Annotated in this window: 15 protein-coding genes; 13 read left to right on the forward strand and 2 right to left on the reverse strand. The window is 34.8% G+C overall.

Annotated elements, in window-relative coordinates; translation table 11 throughout:
• Window positions 1–7: 7 nt before the first annotated feature.
• Window positions 8–2,947 (reverse strand): SusC/RagA family TonB-linked outer membrane protein, encoded by a 2,940-nt coding sequence (locus V5J73_RS13180; protein WP_338646438.1) that lies wholly within the window; start codon window positions 2,945–2,947, stop codon window positions 8–10.
• 236 nt (window positions 2,948–3,183) lie between these two features.
• Here V5J73_RS13180 and V5J73_RS13185 point away from each other — a divergent pair, with 236 nt between their 5' ends.
• The 9 genes from V5J73_RS13185 (at window position 3,184) to V5J73_RS13225 (ending at window position 15,430) form a co-directional block, all read left to right on the forward strand.
• The gene (locus V5J73_RS13185) at window positions 3,184–4,206 is read left to right on the forward strand and encodes a LacI family DNA-binding transcriptional regulator (protein WP_338646439.1); all 1,023 of its coding nucleotides are present in this window, start codon (window positions 3,184–3,186) and stop codon (window positions 4,204–4,206) included.
• Window positions 4,207–4,395: 189 nt separating this feature from the next.
• Window positions 4,396–5,757: an MFS transporter gene (locus V5J73_RS13190; protein ID WP_338646440.1), complete on the forward strand. Its 1,362-nt coding sequence runs from the start codon at window positions 4,396–4,398 to the stop codon at window positions 5,755–5,757.
• A 2-nt stretch (window positions 5,758–5,759) separates the two neighbouring features.
• Complete coding sequence (pgmB, locus tag V5J73_RS13195) at window positions 5,760–6,413, forward strand: beta-phosphoglucomutase (RefSeq protein ID WP_338646441.1); 654 nt, start codon at window positions 5,760–5,762, stop codon at window positions 6,411–6,413.
• Between the two features lie 63 nt (window positions 6,414–6,476).
• Window positions 6,477–8,783, forward strand: a complete 2,307-nt coding sequence (locus V5J73_RS13200; RefSeq protein ID WP_338646442.1) for a glycoside hydrolase family 65 protein — start codon at window positions 6,477–6,479, stop codon at window positions 8,781–8,783.
• Window positions 8,784–8,985: 202 nt separating this feature from the next.
• On the forward strand, window positions 8,986–10,860 hold the full coding sequence (locus V5J73_RS13205; protein WP_338646444.1) for a glycoside hydrolase family 13 protein: 1,875 nt from the start codon (window positions 8,986–8,988) through the stop codon (window positions 10,858–10,860).
• Between the two features lie 117 nt (window positions 10,861–10,977).
• Window positions 10,978–12,636 (forward strand): alpha-amylase family glycosyl hydrolase, encoded by a 1,659-nt coding sequence (locus V5J73_RS13210; RefSeq protein WP_338646445.1) that lies wholly within the window; start codon window positions 10,978–10,980, stop codon window positions 12,634–12,636.
• Window positions 12,637–12,717: 81 nt separating this feature from the next.
• Complete coding sequence (locus V5J73_RS13215; protein ID WP_338646446.1) at window positions 12,718–13,395, forward strand: glycerophosphodiester phosphodiesterase; 678 nt, start codon at window positions 12,718–12,720, stop codon at window positions 13,393–13,395.
• Window positions 13,392–14,600: an NAD(P)/FAD-dependent oxidoreductase gene (locus V5J73_RS13220; protein ID WP_338646447.1), complete on the forward strand. Its 1,209-nt coding sequence runs from the start codon at window positions 13,392–13,394 to the stop codon at window positions 14,598–14,600. Before V5J73_RS13215 ends, V5J73_RS13220 begins: the two co-directional genes overlap by 4 nt.
• Window positions 14,601–14,683: 83 nt before the next feature.
• Window positions 14,684–15,430: a hypothetical protein gene (locus V5J73_RS13225; protein WP_338646448.1), complete on the forward strand. Its 747-nt coding sequence runs from the start codon at window positions 14,684–14,686 to the stop codon at window positions 15,428–15,430.
• 36 nt (window positions 15,431–15,466) lie between these two features.
• Here the strand turns inward: V5J73_RS13225 and V5J73_RS13230 are convergent, their stop codons facing one another.
• On the reverse strand, window positions 15,467–15,943 hold the full coding sequence (locus V5J73_RS13230; RefSeq protein ID WP_338646449.1) for a TspO/MBR family protein: 477 nt from the start codon (window positions 15,941–15,943) through the stop codon (window positions 15,467–15,469).
• 113 nt (window positions 15,944–16,056) lie between these two features.
• On the opposite strand from V5J73_RS13230, the gene V5J73_RS13235 reads away from it, so the two are divergent.
• Genes V5J73_RS13235 through V5J73_RS13250 form a run of 4 tightly spaced genes read left to right on the forward strand, consistent with a single transcriptional unit; the run spans window position 16,057 to window position 19,371 of the window.
• A complete protein-coding gene (locus V5J73_RS13235) occupies window positions 16,057–17,139 on the forward strand; it encodes a diphosphomevalonate/mevalonate 3,5-bisphosphate decarboxylase family protein (RefSeq protein WP_338646450.1) in 1,083 nt (360 codons plus the stop codon).
• Between the two features lie 41 nt (window positions 17,140–17,180).
• Window positions 17,181–17,375, forward strand: coding sequence for a hypothetical protein (locus V5J73_RS13240; protein ID WP_338646452.1), 195 nt, complete (start codon window positions 17,181–17,183; stop codon window positions 17,373–17,375).
• Window positions 17,376–17,432: 57 nt separating this feature from the next.
• Window positions 17,433–18,371 carry a mevalonate kinase family protein gene (locus V5J73_RS13245; RefSeq protein ID WP_338646454.1) on the forward strand — a complete coding sequence of 313 codons (939 nt, stop codon included), beginning with the start codon at window positions 17,433–17,435 and terminating at the stop codon, window positions 18,369–18,371.
• 46 nt (window positions 18,372–18,417) lie between these two features.
• Window positions 18,418–19,371 (forward strand): geranylgeranylglycerol-phosphate geranylgeranyltransferase, encoded by a 954-nt coding sequence (locus tag V5J73_RS13250; protein WP_338646456.1) that lies wholly within the window; start codon window positions 18,418–18,420, stop codon window positions 19,369–19,371.
• Window positions 19,372–19,391: the final 20 nt, after the last annotated feature.

Consider the following 19,391-nt stretch of genomic DNA (forward strand, 5'->3'; position numbering starts at 1 on the left):
ATTTGTATTAGAAATTAACGTTTAAACCTAACGTGAAAGTAATTGGTCGTGGGTATAAATTTCCATCAATACCTCCAGAAATTTCTGGATCTAAACCTTCATATTTAGTAATTACCAAAACATTTTGAGCTGACAATGTCAATTTAACTAATGAAGTTGAATTCTCTTTTTGATTGAAAGTATATCCAACACTTACGTTGTCCAATCTAATAAAAGAAGCATCTTGAATGTAGTAATCCGATTCGAAACGTTTAGTATCATTTGATTGAAAACCTGTTTCTAGTAAATTTTCAACACCATTAGATAAATCTGTGTTCCTAATCAAAATGTTATTGAAAGAACCTTTACTAGAATCTACGTTGTTGTAATTATAGTTCCCCCAAGATCCTCTCCAGTTCATCCCCATATCAAAGTTTTTGTAAGTTACGCTAGTATTGAAACCGTAAAAAACATCAGCTGCAGGTTTATGAAAACGGTATTTATCTTGTTGCGTAATCAATCCATCTTTATTTCTATCGATATACACACCATCTAATGGTTTTCCGTCTACACCATACGCTTGCTCATACACATAAAAAGAACTTGGTGCATAACCTACTTGGTGGTTTTGAATCGTATTTCCAGTAGCACCTTCGTACCCTCCAATATTAATACCCGGAGTATTTGGCTGTGTAGTAGTTAACTTGGTGATTTTAGAATCTTGAAATGTAATGTTACCACCAATTCTCCATTCAAAATTGTCATTGCGAACAGGAATTACCTCACCAGCAATTTCAATTCCCTTATTTTCGATTGTTCCTACGTTGTAATTGTCAAAGTTTGAGAATCCAAAGAAAGAAGGATTTTGTGTGTACAATAATAAATCTTTAGTAGTTCTCTTGTATAAATCAACACTACCATTTATCCTATTGTTTACAAATCCAAAGTCCAAACCAGCATTAACGGTAGTAGTTTGTTCCCATTTTAAGTTACTATTATAAGGTTGTGGTCTGTAGGTTGTATAAAAATCACTCCCAAACTGGTATTGAGCAGCTGTATTAGAAGCTAAATACAATGGAATAGATGGGTAGCTAACTCCAATATCTTGTTGTCCAGTAATACCCCAACCTCCACGGATTTTTAATGTAGAAATACTTTCTACATCTTTCAAAAAGCTTTCTTCATTCAATTTCCAAGCTAAAGCAACAGCAGGGAAATTTGCCCAACGATTTGTTTCTGTAAATCTTGAAGTACCATCACGTCTGTATGATAAAGTCAATAAATATTTATCGGCAATACTAATGTTTGTTCTCGCAAAAAAAGATTGCAAGTTAATACGAGTAGGGAAATTAGTACCTACAGTAGTATTGTTACTTTGAAAATTAAAGTTTGAAGATCTGTAAGACTCTCTAAAATCTTGATATGAATAACCACCCGTTACATCAAAAACAGTATTGATTGATTCTACTTTTTTATTGTAATTCAAAAACAAATCCATCAACTTATTAAAACGTGATTGATTATTTTCATAAGTGTTATTAAATCCAGAACCAGAAAGACCATTAAGGTAATCAGCTTCTGTATTTCCAAATGATCTACCTGTCAACTGATCGTAACCAAAGTTAGCAACCGCTTTCAATTCTGGTAAGAAATGCATTTTATACTCCGTTTGGATGTTTCCAATACTTCTGTATGATGTTCCGTAACTATTTTGTTGCTCAATTTGAGACAATGGATTTCTTCCCGACAATTGATTGATTTCAGTAGGAGAAGTATACCATTGGAAAAAAGTTCCATCAGGATTTCTTACCGCTTGTGTTGGGTCAAAACGAATAGCGGATCCAATAGCACCACGATTACTATAATTACTGTTTATAAGAGATGTATTATTGTTTAATTCAATTTTTAAATGATTATCCAAGAAATTACCTGTTACACCAACACCTAATGTTGTTCTCTCCATGTTATCTCTTTTCAAGATACCATTTAGATTTGCATAACCTACAGACGCTCTATATACTATGTTATCAGAACCACCACTTAATGAAATATTATGGTCTGTACCAATAGCCGTTCTATAGATTTCATCTTGCCAGTCTGTATCAGCAGCACCCATTAATGCTACTTGCGCAGCACTTCCGTTAGTGGTTACAAAATCTCTGAATTGTTTACTTGACAAAGCATCTACTTTATTAGTGATTTCAGATACTTGAAAATTTCCGTTATAATTTACTTGTAAATCACCTGCTTTTCCTTTTTTGGTTGTAATAATAATTACCCCATTCGAAGCACGTGAACCATAAATTGCAGTAGCCGAAGCGTCTTTCAAAACCGAAATAGATTCGATGTTGTTTTGGTTGATTGTAGACAATGGGTTTCTACTTCCTTCTACTCCACCAGCAGCAACTGGCACACCATCAATCACATATAATGGATCGTTGTTTGCAGATAAAGAAGACCCACTTCTAATTCTAATTGTAGCACCTTCACCTGGAGAACCTCCACCGTTGATGATCTGCAAACCAGCTACCTTACCTTGAATCATTTGATCCGCAGAAGTTACTGGTCCTTTATTAAAATCTTTAGTTGTCAATACTGTTACCGCTCCGGTAGCATCTTTCTTCTTAACAGTACCATAACCCACTTGGATCACAACTTCTTTTAATTGATTCGCATCCTCTTCTAAAGAAACGTTCATTACTTTTTGGGCAACATAATCCACAACTGTATTTTTATATCCAATATAAGAAAACACGACTTTATCCCCTTTCTTAACATTAGACAACTGATATTTACCATCAAAATCAGTAGAAACACCATTTGCGGCACCTTGTACATTTACATTTACCCCCGGAATTGGCTGTCCTGAAACTTTATCAAGAACAGTTCCGCCAACAGTATTCTGAGCCAGAATACTAAAAGGGAGTAGCAGTACTAAAATTAACAACTTTTTATAAATTGTTTTCATACTTTTTGTTTAAATTAATTTAATTTTTTGTTGAGTTTTCAACCTTTAACTATTACTTCGAATGTTAAATTTATGTAAATTTTATAACGCTCGACAAGGCCTCTTTTTATTTGACTTACGAAAACGTAATAGTGTTGAAAACTTTCTGATTTACATAAATTTTTATCAGTTTAATTACCATTTGTAAAATTTAATTTTATCTTTATTACGAAATAATTTTTTACCACATCTTCAACATGAAAAGGAAAATAACGCTTAAACAAATTGCAAAAGAATTAGACGTATCCATTTCTACCGTTTCAAAATCGTTGAGAAACAGCCTTGAAATAGGTGAAGAAACAAGACTAAAAGTGCAGGCGTTTGCTAAATTTTACCACTATAAACCCAACAACATTGCACTTAGTTTAAAGAACAGAAAAACAAAAACAATTGGAATTATTATTCCCGAAATTGTTCACCATTTCTTTTCAACAGTCATTAATGGAATTGAGCAAATTGCTAATGAAAATGGGTATAGCGTAATCATTTGTTTATCAGATGATTCATTTGACAAAGAAGTACTTAACATGGAAATGCTTGCCAACGGAAGCATTGACGGATTCATCATGTCACTCTCCAAAGAAACCCAATTTAGAGGTGATTTTCATCATATTACCGAAGTTATCAATCAAGGAATGCCTGTTGTAATGTTTGACAGGGTTACTAATGATATTCTTTGCGATAAAGTGATCATAGACGATAAATATGCAGCTTATGAAGCCGTGCAAAGCTTAATTGATAAAGGACGAAAAAAAATTGCCTTAGTAACAACCGTTGATTATGTAAGTGTAGGAAAACTAAGGACTGATGGTTATACTAAAGCGCTTCTTGACAACGGAATACCCTTCAATGAAAAACTAATTATCAAAATTGAAGACATTGATACCTGCGAAATCACCATTGGAAAACTATTGGAAGACAAAGCTATTGATGCCGTTTTTGCTGTAAATGAACTTTTTGCAGTTACCATAATCAAAACAGCTAATAAAATAGGATTGAATGTCCCTAATGACTTAGCCGTTATAGCTTTTACAGACGGAATCATTTCAAAATATTCTACACCTACTATTACTACAGTAAGTCAGAGTGGCATAAAAATGGGAAATAAAGCTGCAAAAATGCTAATTGAAAGACTCGAATCTGAAGAGGAAGAAGAAAACGAAAACTATAAAACGGAAGTAATTGAAACGCATTTGATAGAAAGAGAATCAACTAATTAGCACTTAATCGTTAATTTATTTACAACTACAAGGTTGTAGTTGTAAAAGATCCAGATTATTTGTTTCTCTAAAACAATAGTTTCAAATATATTTTTATATTTACCCATTCAAAGCTTCAACTTTTACTTCGAAAATAAGATAAGTTTTGATAAGCATAGCGCTTATCGTATTAATTTTTAAATTACGATAATGGAAAAGCGTAAATTAAGTTTCTGGCAAATTTGGAACATGAGTTTCGGTTTTTTAGGAATACAGATGGGTTTTGCCCTTCAAAATGCGAATGCCAGCAGAATCTTGCAGATTTTTGGAGCAGACGTTCATGAATTATCCTGGTTTTGGATCATTGCCCCTTTAATGGGACTTATTGTACAGCCCATAATAGGACATTACAGTGACAAAACGTGGGGGAAATTCGGAAGACGAAAACCATTCTTTTTAGTCGGAGCATTACTTGCCTCTATTGGCTTAATATTAATGCCACAAGCCGAAATTTTTATCGCTTTTTTACCTGCCTTATGGGTTGGTGCCGGAATGCTGATGATTATGGATGCGTCTTTCAATATTGCTATGGAACCTTTCAGAGCATTAGTGGGAGATAATTTAAGAACCGACCAAAGAACATTAGGTTTTAGCGTACAAACCGCATTAATTGGTTTTGGTGCTGTTATTGGTTCATTATTACCATATGTATTAACGAATTATTTTGGCGTTTCAAACAGAGATGATAATGGCGGGGTTCCAATGCACTTGATTTTATCCTTTGTGATAGGAGCGGCTATTCTAGTAGTTTCCATTCTGGTTTCCATTTTTTCTACCAAAGAATATTCTCCAGAAGAATTAGCACAATTTGAAGACGAAATGGCGCATCAGGAAACTAAAGTGGCTGATACTAATCCAAAAGAATCCAGTTTACTAGATATTTTTGATGATTTCAGAAAAATGCCCACCACGATGCGACAATTAAGCTGGGTACAATTTTTCTCATGGTTTGGTCTTTTTGGAATGTGGGTTTTCACCACTCCTGCCATAGCCCATCATATTTATGGCCTACCCATTTCGGACAGCAAAAGTGAAGCGTATCAAAACGCAGGAGACTGGGTTGGAGTACTGTTCGGTATTTACAATTTAGTTTCTGCTTTCTATGCTTTTGCTTTGCCATATATCGCAAAAAAATTCGGCAGAAAATTAACACACTCCATCTCTTTAATTGTTGGAGGAATTGGGTTAATATCTATCTATTTTGTTCCTAATGAAAACTGGCTAATTCTTTCTATGGTTGCTGTAGGTATTGCTTGGGCAAGTATCTTATCGATGCCGTATGCCATCCTAGCCGGATCAATATCTCCAATGAAAATGGGAGTTTACATGGGTATCTTTAACTTCTTTGTCGTAATTCCCCAAATTGTCAATGCCTTGATTGGCGGACCCTTAGTTAAATATGTATACAATGACAACGCCATATTTGCATTAGTTACTAGTGGCGTCAGCTTCTTGATTGCTGCTATTTTAGTGGCCAAAGTAAAAGATGTTGATGACGTAATAAAACAATAATAATGAATACAAAAGCATTTATATTCGACCTTGACGGAGTAATTGTTGACACCGCTAAATACCATTACCTGGCGTGGCAAAAAATCGCTACTGAATTAAATATCGAATTTACACACGAACATAATGAATTATTAAAAGGAGTCAGCCGCGTGCGCTCTTTGGATATCATATTAGAATTAGGAAAAGTAACCGCATCACAAGAAGACAAAGACCGATGGTTAGTTCAAAAAAATGAAGACTACCTATCCTATTTAGTTGACATGGATGCAAGCGAGATTCTTCCGGGAGTTTTTGAAATTTTAAAATTTCTGAAAGAAAACAACCAACCAATCGCTTTGGGTTCAGCCAGTAAAAACGCAAGACCTATTTTAGAAAAAACAGGAATACGCTCTTATTTTGATGCTGTTGTAGACGGAAATGATGTAACGAATGCCAAACCAGATCCGGAAGTTTTCTTAATGGCTGCAAAGTTATTGAACATCAAACCAGAAGATTCTATCGTTTTTGAGGATTCAGTGGCGGGAGTACAAGCAGCAAATATTGGAAAAATGATCAGCATAGGAATAGGAGAGGCAAGTACTTTGCATGAAGCGAAATATATCTTTAAAGACTTTACTGAGATAGAAACATCATTCATTGCAAATTTGATAAAATAAAACGAAATGTATTTTTAAAGTTTTGAGACAACTTGAAACCTTAAACTTTAAACAAAAAATAAAATGAATCAAGATTATATAAAACCAGATAATTGGTCCATCATAGAAGAAGGATTTGATGTAGAGCGCGTAAAATCATCTGAAAGTTTGTTTAGCATTGGGAACGGTGCCATGGGACAACGTGCTAATTTTGAAGAAAATTATACTGGAGAAACATTCCAAGGAAGTTATATCGCAGGAATTTATTACCCCGACAAAACCAAAGTGGGCTGGTGGAAAAATGGGTATCCTGAATATTTTGCCAAAGTTTTAAATGCGCCCAACTGGATTGGAATTGATATTGAAATCAACGGAGAAAAACTAGATTTAAATACCTGTACTGATGTTAAAAATTTTCGCCGAGAGCTAAACATGAAAGAAGGTTGGTACAACCGTTCTTTTGAAGCCACTTTGAAAAACGGAACAGCCATCTCAGTGAATATTCGTCGTTTTCTTTCAATCGTTTTAGATGAAATTGGGGTTATCAATTATGAAATCACACCTTTAAATAAAGATTCAAAAATAGTTTACAAACCCTACATCGACGCTGGTGTAACTAATGAAGATGCGAACTGGGAAGAAAAATTCTGGGAACCACTTGATGTTAAAAAATCAGGAAACGAAGCATTTGTAACGGCTCAAACGTTCAAAACACACTTCAAGGTGACTACTTTCATGCAAAATAACATTTTGACAAATGGTGAAAAAACATGTATTTCTCCTTCTAACATTGATGCAACTGCTGATAAGATTCAATTTAGTTATGATGTAATTGTGGCTCAAGGCCAAAAATCATCTATCCAAAAAATTGGCGGATACACTGTTTCTTTAAACCATGAAAATACATTTACAGCTGCAGAAAAAGCAATTCAGGCTGCTCTAGAATTAGGATATGATGCCTTGTTGCAAGATCAGATTGATTCTTGGTCAAAAATTTGGGAAATGTCCGATATTACAATTGACGGCGATGTAAAAGCACAGCAAGGAATTCGTTTCAATATTTTTCAGTTGAACCAAACCTATTTAGGAAAAGATTCCCGTTTGAATATTGGACCAAAAGGTTTCACAGGAGAAAAATACGGCGGATCAACGTATTGGGATACCGAGGCCTATTGCATTCCGTTTTACATGGCGACGAAAGATCAGGAAGTGGCTCGAAACTTGTTGACGTACCGTTACAATCAGTTGGACAAAGCCATAGAAAATGCGGCTAAATTAGGATTTACTAATGGCGCTGCTTTGTATCCAATGGTAACCATGAATGGCGAAGAATGTCATAACGAATGGGAAATTACTTTTGAAGAGATTCATAGAAATGGAGCTATTGCCTTTGCCATTTACAACTTTTACAGATACACAGGCGATTACAGCTACATTCCTGAAAAAGGACTGGAAGTATTAATCGGAATTGCACGTTTCTGGCATCAAAGAGCGAATTTTTCGACTAATCTAAACCAATACGTAATTCTTGGAGTTACTGGTCCAAACGAATATGAGAACAACGTAAATAATAATTTCTACACGAATTATATCGCAAAATGGTGTCTGGAATATACCTACGAACAAATTCAGAAAGTGTCACTGGAATATCCTGTTGATCATAAAAGAATAACAGAAAAAGTAAAAATCACGGATAGCGAATTGCAATCTTGGAAAAAAGTTTCAGACAATATGTACTTCCCTTTTTCGGAAGAACACAACGTGTACTTGCAACAAGACGGTTTCTTGGACAAAGAATTAGTTCGCGTAGCTGATTTAGATAAAAGCCAAAGACCAATCAACCAAAAATGGTCTTGGGATAGAATTTTACGTTCTCCGTATATCAAACAAGCCGATGTTTTACAGTGCTTTTACTTCTTTGAAGATCATTTTTCGAGAGAAGAACTGAAAAATAATTTTGAATTCTATGAATCCTTCACAGTTCATGAAAGTTCACTTTCGCCTTGCGTACACTCCATTCAAGCAGCTTTATTAGACAAAATGGATATGGCGTACACGTTCTATTTAAGAACCTCACGTTTGGATTTAGATGATTACAATAAAGAAGTAGAGGAAGGCTGTCACATTACTTCTATGGCTGGTACTTGGATGAGTATTGTAGAAGGTTTTGGTGGAATGCGAATTAAAGAGGATACACTTCATTTTTCACCAAAAATTCCAAAAGAATGGGAAGGATATTCTTTTAAAATAAATTTCAGAAATCAAATTTTGAAAGTGGCTATCAATCATAAGGAAACCACTTTTTCAATTGATGGCAACAATGAATTAAATATCATAGTAAACGGCCAGAAAGTTCTTGTAAAACCTGAAAATTTAGCTACTGTATCGTAAACAATTGCTAGAACTTGTAGTTAATTCTAACATTTGATTCCAAGCCTCGCTAGGCTTACAAACAATCCCAATTCCTATTGGGATTGTTTACTTAGTGACAATTCTCAAGAGTAGTTTTGCGGTGTTAACATCCTTAATTCTGCGAAAAGTATGTCACCTTTATTTTAATGTTCTTAAAAAAAATTAATAAATGTATTTCACAATGAATAAAACTATTCCTTTACCATTGATAAATAAAAGTTTTCTAAAAAAAATAACTGTATTCCTTTTTTTTATGTCTCTAACTTTAAACGCTCAAATCGACAAAGTAGAACCTCCTTTTTGGTACGCAGGAATGCATAATCCAGAGCTACAAATTCTTTTTTACGGCAAAAATATTTCGCAATATCAAGTCACCGTTTCTAATGGCATAAAAATAAACAATGTTAAAAGAACAGAAAATCCCAATTACCTTTTCGTCACTATTGACACCAAAAAAGTAGTTGCATCTGATTTTCTTTTTACTTTTAAAAACAACACAGCAACCTTTACACAAAAATACAGTCTCAAGAAACGAAGAGAAAATTCTGCACAACGCAAAAGCTTTGATTCTTCGGATATGATGTATTTATTAATGCCGGATCGCTTTGCAAATGGCAATAGGAATAACGACAGTGAAAATTCGACCCAAGAAAAATACAACAGAGAATTACCTGGCGGAAGACACGGTGGAGACATAGAGGGTATTATAAAAAACCTAGACTATATTTCATCCTTGGGTGCAACAGCCATTTGGAGTACGCCGCTTTGCGAAGACAATGATGCGAAACATTCGTATCACACCTACGGCCAATCGGATGTGTATAAAATAGATCCACGTTTTGGAACCAATGAAGATTATGCACGTTTGGCTGCTGAAATGCACAAACGCAAAATGAAATTAGTAATGGACTATGTAACGAATCACTGGGGAATTGAACATTGGATGATAAAAGATTTACCTACCAAGGAGTGGATTAATCATTTTGATACGTACACCCAAACCAATCACAAAAGAACGGTGATCCATGATACCAACGCCTCTGAAATTGATAAAAAAATCGCAATAGACGGTTGGTTTGTTCCCTCGATGCCTGATTTAAATTTAAGAAATCCTTTGACTTTAAAATACTTGATTCAAAATGCCATCTGGTGGATTGAATCAGCTGATTTGGATGGATTCAGAGTCGACACCTATAATTATTCAGACCCAAAAGGAATTGCAACATGGACAAAATCCATAACAGATGAATACCCTAATTTTAATATTGTAGGGGAAGTTTGGATGCAAAGTCAAGCGCAAATGGCTTATTGGCAAAAAGACAGTAAAATTGCTGAAATACAAAATTACAACTCGTATCTGCCAAGTGTAATGGATTTTACATTATATGAGGCAACTACCAAAGCTTTCAGCGAAGACGAAGGGACTTGGGACAAAGGAATGGTAAAAATGTATGACAATTTTACCAATGATTTTCTGTATCCAAATATCAATAATATGTTGATTTTTGTCGAAAATCACGACACCAATCGCATCAATCAAACTTACGGAAATGACATCCGAAAATACAAAATGGCAATGACTTTGATGGCTACCGTTCGCGGGATTCCACAATTGTATTACGGAAGTGAAATAGGAATGGCCGGTGATAAAAACAAAGGTGATGCGGATATTCGTCAAGATTTCCCTGGCGGATGGGAAGGTGATAAAAACAATGCTTTTGTCAAAGAAGGAAGAACTCCGGGACAAAGTGAGTATTTTGACTTTACTTCCAAATTATTCAATTGGAGAAAAACAAAAGCGGCAATTCATACCGGAAAAATGACGCATTACATTCCAGAAAACAACATTTACGTTTATTTTAGATACAACACGAATGAAACGATAATGGTTTTAATGAACAACAGCAACGTAACCAAAACTGTAAAAACCGATCGCTTTAAAGAAAATATCAAAAACTTTAAAACCGGAAAAGATGTAATTTCTGAATTTACATTTGACGTTACAAACGAAATTAGTATCGAACCTAAGTCGGTTTTGATTTTAGAGTTGAAGTAATTAAAATTCTATCAGAAAAAGCATAAAACAAAAGCGCTTGATAGAAAATGTATCGCTATTATTTCAACTTATATGACTTATATGTTTCAAGAAAAACAATCATTTAACACTGAAAAAATGAAAAAATATTCAATCCCACTTTTACTATTAACCATGACAATTTTAAGTAGTTGCTCCAGTACAAAAACGGTTGCTGAGAGTAACAAAACACCTTTCGTTTGGGAAGGTGCCAATGTTTATTTCCTGATGACAGACCGTTTTAATAATGGTGACACTTCAAATGATATAAACTTCAACAGAACCAAAACAACGGGAAAACTTCGTGGTTTTGAAGGTGGCGATATCAAAGGGATTTCTCAAAAAATTGACGAAGGGTATTTTGATAAATTAGGAATCAATGCCATTTGGTTTACACCAATAGTAGAGCAAATCCACGATGGCGTTGATGAAGGAACCGGTTTAAGCTATGGCTTCCACGGCTATTGGACAAGAGACTGGACCAACTTAGATCCTAACTTTGGAACAAAAGAAGATTTGGCTGCATTGGTACAAAAAGCACACGCACACGGAATCCGAATCATTCTCGATGGCGTAATCAATCACACTGGCCCCGTAACTGCTGAAGATACGGTTTGGCCAAATGACTGGGTTCGAACAGGACCAACTTGTGATTATAAATCGTTTGAAAACACAACCGCTTGCACACTCGTAGCTAATCTTCCGGATATAAAAACAGAGAGCAATCAAAATGTAGAATTGCCTCCCTATTTAATTGAAAAATGGAAAAAAGAAGGCCGTTACGAACAAGAAATGAAAGAATTGGACGCATTTTTTGCGCGTACTGGTTATCCAAAAGCGCCCAAATATTACATCATCAAGTGGTTGACAGATTATATTGCGGATTATGGCGTTGACGGGTACAGAGGCGACACGGTAAAACATACCAATGAAACGGTTTGGGCCGATTTTAAAACCCAATGTGACTACGCTTTTGAAACTTGGAAGAAAAACAATCCAGCAAAAATTTTAGACAACAACCCTTTTTACACGATTGCCGAAGTATACAATTATGGCATCAGTGGCGGACAAGATTTTGATTTTGGAGATAAAAAAATAAACTATTTTAAGAATGGTTTCAATAACATGATCAACTTCGAATTCAAGTGGGATGCACAAAAAGACTATGAATTTATATTTTCCAAATATTCTGACAAGCTAAACAATGACTTAAAAGGATATAGTGTTTTGAACTATTTGTCTTCACACGATGACGGCGGACCATTTGATGCCAATCGTACCAAAACTATAGAAAGCGGAACAAAATTATTACTGAGTCCTGGACTTTCTCAAGTATATTATGGTGACGAAAGCGCTCGATCCTTAGTAATCGAAGGCACTCAAGGCGATGCAACCTTGCGTTCGTTTATGAATTGGGAAGCTATTAATTCAAATCCTCAAACACAAAAAACACTGTTACATTGGCAAAAACTGGGTCAATTCAGAAAAAACCACGCTTCGGTGGGAGCAGGAATACACCAACAAATTTCGGCTCAACCGTATACTTTTTCCAGAACTTTTTCTAAAGAAAATTATTCAGATAATGTTGTAGTTGGATTGGATTTAGCGATTGGGACCAAAGAACTTTCAGTAGGTTCTATTTTTAAAAATGGAACTAACGTAAGAGATGCCTATTCTGGTAAAGAAGCAATTGTTTCCAATGGAAAAGTAAGTATTGATTCAGAATTCGACATTGTTTTATTGGAATTGAAAAAATAATTTTTAAAATGATTTAATCCAAACGCCTTTAGAAATGAAGGCGTTTTTTTTATGTTTACCTTTACAAAAAAATCAAAGAAAATGCTCAAAATTGGACATCGTGGCGCAAAAGGTTATGAACCAGAGAACACCTTTGTTTCATTCCAAAAAGCATTAGACATGCAAGTGGACGGCATTGAACTCGACGTGCATTTGAGTGCTGATGGCGAAATAATCGTTATTCATGACGAATCTATTGACCGAACGACCAACGGAAAAGGTTTTGTAAATACATTATCTTTGCGCGAATTAAAAGCTTTTCGTATCGATGGAAAATATGAAATTCCAACTCTGAAGGAAGTTTTTGATTTGGTAAACCAAGATTGTTTTATCAATATTGAACTCAAAAGTCATGAAGCAACAGATAAAGTGGTTTCACTTATAGAAAAATACGTCACTAAAAAAGGATGGAAATACGACCGATTTTTAATTTCCAGTTTTGATTGGAATGCACTGCAACAAGTGGCATTTTTAAATGATAAAATTCCTGTTGGTGTATTAACGGAAACTGATTTAGACTTGGCTTTGGCTTTCGCCAAATTCATTCAGGCAAAATCCATTCATCCGCATTTTCATTTATTGACAAAAGAAAACACGGCAAAAATACAGGAAAAAGGATTGCAGGTTTTCCCGTGGACCATCAATGCATTAGAAGACATTCAAAAAATAAAAACATGCAACGTAAACGGTATCATCACCGATTTCCCAAATAGAATATGAATCAGAATTTCGATATAATAATAGTAGGCGGCGGCGCAGCAGGTTTTTTTACAGCCATTAACATCGTGGAGAAAAATCCAAAACTGAAAGTTGCCATTTTAGAACGCGGTGCGGAAGTATTACAAAAAGTTCGAATTTCCGGCGGTGGAAGATGCAACGTGACGCATGCTTGTTTTGAACCGAACGAATTAGTGAAGTTTTATCCGCGTGGCGAAAAAGAATTACGCGGTCCTTTTCATCAGTTTTGTTCTGGCGATACGATTGAATGGTTCGAGAAGCATGGCGTAGAACTCAAAATTGAAGCGGACGGACGCATGTTCCCCGTTTCGAATTCGTCTCAAACGATTATTGATTGTTTCCTGAAAGCAACACAAAAACTAGGGATTGCAGTACTTACAGGACAAAGTGTGCAATCTATTTTCAAGAAAGACACCGCTTGGAAAGTAGAAACCCAAACTGAAAACTATCTTGCCGAAAAGCTGATTCTGTCCACAGGAAGCAATCCTAAAGTATGGGAAATGTTACAGAATTTTGGTCACGCTGTTGTCAGTCCAGTTCCTTCCCTATTCACTTTCAATATCAAAGACTCCAGAATAAAAGAATTACCCGGAGTTGCAACACAAGTAACTGTAAAGGTAAAAGACACCAAACTCACCACAACAGGACCTTTATTAATTACGCATTGGGGAATGAGTGGCCCAGCCATCTTGAAACTTTCTGCTTGGGGTGCCCGAATCTTGCATGACAAAAATTATCAGTTTACCATTTTCGTGAATTGGTTGAATGATGAAGATACTGCTGATGTCGAGAAAAAGCTGAAAGAATTAAAACAGGAACACGCTAAAAAATCAGTTTCAAAGAAATCTCCTTTCGAATTAACCAATAGATTATGGGAAAGTTTAGTACTTGCTTCAAGCATTGAAGTGGAGACGAAATGGGCCGATTTATCTAAAATACAATTGCAAAATCTCGCGAATCAATTGACGAATGCAACTTTTCAAGTGAACGGAAAAAGTACTTTTAAAGAAGAATTTGTAACAGCTGGAGGTATCGATTTGAAGGAAATCAATTTTAAAACCATGGAAAGCAAATTGCATAAAAACCTTTATTTTGCGGGAGAAATTGTAAACATTGATGCCATTACTGGAGGATTTAATTTTCAGAATGCATGGACAAGCGGGTTTATTGTGGCAGCTTCCATTTAAATTTAATTAACAAGAGTTTACAAAATCACTAAGTTTTATTTAAGACGATTCTAATAACTTTACGAATAGCTTATTAAAAATATATGAAAATAAAATTACTTAGTACACTCCTGTTTTTAATATATCAGTTGGGAATTGCCCAAACGAATAGTACGCTCAAAGGGCAAATTTATTTTGTCAATAATGCTGTTTCTCAAGTTGAAATCATCAATTCTACCACAAAAACACTAGTAGTTTCCGATGCAAATGGTGGATTTTCTATTGCTGCCAAACCAAACGATTTACTTGTTTTTATTTCTAAAAATTATGAAATAAAAAAAATTACAGTGAGTAGCAAATTACTTGCTGAAGGATTTATAAAAGTTACTTTAAACCAAAAAATCGAAGAGCTAAAAGAGGTCTTGGTAAACAACAATCCATCCATAAAGCTAAGTAAAGATGCGAAGTGGGAACAAGGAAAACTAGATCAACTAGCACTGCAAAAAGCGGCAAGTTCAATTAAAAACCCTGGTGTTTACAATGGAAGTATTGAAAACGGTATGAATTTTATGCGAATAGGAAAAATGATTCTTGGCTTATTCAAAAAAGAAAAAGATACACTAATAAAACAAAGTCCTCACTTATCTTTTATAGAAGCTGCAAAAGCAAAATGCGAGCAAGATTTTTTTACACAAACACTACAATTAAAACCCGAACAAATTAGTGCTTTCCTTGAATTTTGTGACAAAGATCCCAAATCAAAACTAATTGCTGAAAATCAAAATGTCCTAACTTTGATGGAATTTATGAGTGGTAAAATCCTGTACTTTACAAAAAATGATTCGCATTAACATATAGCAGCTATTTACTAAAAATAAGTTACAGCATTAGCGATTCAACCACCAAATACTTCCATTTAAAACGGCAGCGAAACTAACCCAAGCCAAATACGGAATAAACAAATAACCCGCAATTTTATTGATTTTAGAAAACTGAATGTACGTTTCATAAATCATCAGCCACAACACGATAATTTCTAAACCAGCAAGCATTGGGTTTTGTAATCCAAAAAACAAATACGACCACAACGCATTTAGGGCTAGTTGAATTGCAAAGAAAATTAACGCTTTTTTTACCACTACTTTATCTGCTTCTATGCGGTCCCAAACTAATCCTGCCGCAACACCCATCATCACATACAACATACTCCAAACCGGTGCAAAAACCCAATTAGGCGGATTAAAGCTAGGTTTTATTAGAGTAGGATACCAAGTTGTAATGGCGGATCGGGTTACCATTCCTGAGAAATATCCAATAGCAAGACACGTAACAACAACAGCTAAGATTCGAGTGATTTTATTCATTTTTATTTTTTTCTAATGTGAGCCAAATTTAATCAAATCTTTCGAACGAATAACGCATTAAACAAAGAAACAAATAACTGAAAAAAAGTATCTTTGCGTAAATTTATACATTCATGATTGCAACAAACGATTTTATTCCATCACCATATACACATTCAGTTGAAAACGGAAACTTTCAATGGAGCGCGCCAAGTAATATTGCTCTCGTAAAGTATTGGGGGAAAAAGGAGAATCAAATTCCTGCGAATCCTTCGGTGAGCTTTACGTTGAATAATTGCAAAACAATTACCAAATTGGCTTTCGCCAAAAAAGACAATGATGATAAATTCTCTTTTGACTTGCTTTTTGAAGGACAACCTAAAGAAGATTTCAAACCAAAGATTCAAAAATTTCTAGAGCGTATCGAAATCTACTTGCCTTTTTTAAAAGACTACCATTTTACGATTGATACTGAAAACACCTTTCCGCACAGTTCGGGAATTGCTTCATCAGCCTCTGGAATGGCTGCTTTGGCTATGAATTTGATGAGTGTAGAAAAAGCATTAAACCCGGAAATGACTGATGATTATTTCTATCAAAAAGCGTCTTTATTAGCGCGTTTGGGTTCTGGAAGTGCTTGCCGTAGTGTCAAAGGACAGGTTGTAGTTTGGGGAAGCCAAAAGAACATTTCTGGAAGTTCTGAATTATTTGGAGTGGAATTTCCTCATGCCATTCATGAGAATTTCAGAAATTACCAAGACACTATTTTACTGGTTGACAAAGGAGAAAAACAAGTTTCCAGTACCGTAGGCCATGATTTGATGCACAACCATCCTTTTGCCGAAAGGCGATTTGCACAAGCGCATGAAAACTTAGACCAACTAATTGCTATTTTCAAAAGTGGGAATCTGGATGAATTCATCAAAATTGTTGAGAGTGAAGCCTTGACGTTGCATGCGATGATGATGACCTCGATGCCCTATTTTATATTGATGAAACCGAACACTTTAGAGATTATAAATGCAATTTGGAAATTTAGAAATGCGACTCAAATTCCGGTTTGTTTCACACTTGATGCTGGCGCAAATGTACATGTTTTGTATCCCAAAAACGTTAGCAAACAAGTTTTACAATTTATTCAGAACGAATTAGTTGGCTATTGTCAAAATGGTCAGTACATTTGTGACGAAATTGGAAACGGTGCTGTGTTGATTTAATTTGTTTTTTTTCTATCTTTATTTTTTAAAGAGCTGAAATTATGGATATTCAATCAGATAAATTAGAATTGATAAAAATGGTTTTGGAAACTGACGACAAAGCTATAATCGAGGCCATAAAAAATATTTTCAAAGCACAAAAAAAAGACGTTTGGAAAGGATTATCTCCTGAACAACAAGAAGAAATTGACTTGGGAATTCTAGAAGCAAATCGTGGAGACCAAGTAGATTTATAAAAATTATTTATTACAACACACAATTATCAATCTCAAATTGTTAATTAACAACATACTATGAAAGGACCTTTATTTTATTCAAAAATATTACTCTTTGGAGAATACGGCATTATTCGTGACTCAAAAGGGCTTTCAATTCCTTATAATTTTTATAACGGCGCGCTTAAAAGAGAGGATAATCCATCTGACGAAGCTATCAAATCAAACGGTCACTTGAAACGATTTGTTACCTATTTAGAAATACTACAAAACGAACAGCCAGGTTTAGTAACTTTTGATTTAGCACTTTTGAAAGAAGACGTTGAAACCGGAATGTATTTTGATTCCAGTATTCCGCAAGGGTATGGCGTAGGAAGTAGTGGCGCATTAGTAGCTGCGATTTATGATAAATATGCACAAAATAAAATTACGGTTTTAGAGAATCTTACCCGTGAAAAATTATTGGAATTAAAAAATATATTTTCTCAAATGGAGAGTTTTTTCCACGGAAAAAGTTCTGGCTTAGATCCTTTGAATAGCTATTTGAGTATTCCGATTTTGATTAACTCCAAAGACAATATTGAAGCAACCGGGATTCCTACACAAAGTTTTGACGGAAAAGGCGCTGTGTTTTTGTTAGATTCAGGAATTGTGGGCGAAACGGCTCCGATGGTCAATATTTTCATGGAAAGTTTAAAAGATAAAGGTTTCCGTGCGATGTTGAAAAATCAATTTGTAAAATATACGGATGCTTGCGTTGAAAATTTCCTTGGCGGAGACATGAAATCGTTATTCATGAACACCAAAAAATTATCAAAAGTAGTTTTGAACAATTTCAAACCAATGATTCCTGAGCAATTTCATGGAATTTGGCAACAAGGAATTGATAGTAATGATTATTATTTAAAACTATGCGGTTCTGGTGGCGGTGGCTATATTTTAGGTTTTACCGAAGATTTAGAAAAAGCCAAAGCATCGTTGAAAGATTATAAACTAGAAGTAGTATATCAGTTTTAGCTCCTAACCCCGACGGGGAATTTAAAAATTAAATTTTACTCCTATAATGTTAAGCAGGCAGCACAAACTTCTCCTAATGAAAATTGCAAGTTTGTTCTCTGTAGTTAGAGGCTATAACATTCCCGTCATTATTTTGGCGCAATACCTTTCGGCTATATTTATTCTGGCTCCAGAAAAAAGAGCGTTAGATATTTTGCTCGATTTCAATTTATTTATTCTAGTTTTTGCATCGTCACTTACGATTGCTTCCGGCTATATCATCAATAACTTTTATGACAGCCAAAAGGATTTAATCAATCGTCCAAACAAATCAATGTTGGATCGACTAGTGAGTCAAAAAACTAAACTAAATGTCTATTTTACGTTGAATTTTATTGTCGCCTTAATGGCGTTGTTTGTTTCGTGGCGCGTATTTTTATTCTTTTCAGGATATATCTTTTTCATTTGGTTTTATTCTCACAAAATAAAAAAATACCCAATAATAGGAAACCTAATGGCTGCTTTATTAGCGGTTTTGCCTTTTTTTGCGATACTGCTGTATTTTTACACCCGAATCCCATTTGAAGAAATAGAAAATTATAAACAGCAACTTGGAGTAATTTTAGCGCATGCTTCCTTTTTGTTTTTGCTATTGCTGATTCGAGAGATGATCAAAGATCTAGAAAACCTAAAAGGGGATTTAGTAAATGACTACAAGACCATTCCTATTGTTTATGGCGAAGAAACATCAAAAATAACTATAACTATTTTAACCATTCTGACTGTTTTTCCAGTTTACGCTTTGATTAATATTTATGATGTAGGTTATATGGATATTTATTTTTACTCTTGTCTCATTATCCTAATTTTCTTCTTGCTTTACTTGTGGAAATCCAATGCGAAACCACAGTATTTGCTACTTCACAATGTATTGAAATTTCTTATTGTTGCGGGAGTCTTTTGTATTGTCTTGATTAATCCAAGTGTTTTATGGCACGGAAAACGATTGTTGATGGTTTAATTTTGCCTTAGTTCAAATTA

It is taken from the genome of Flavobacterium sp. KS-LB2, assembly GCF_036895565.1.
In the GTDB taxonomy this organism is placed as follows: domain Bacteria; phylum Bacteroidota; class Bacteroidia; order Flavobacteriales; family Flavobacteriaceae; genus Flavobacterium.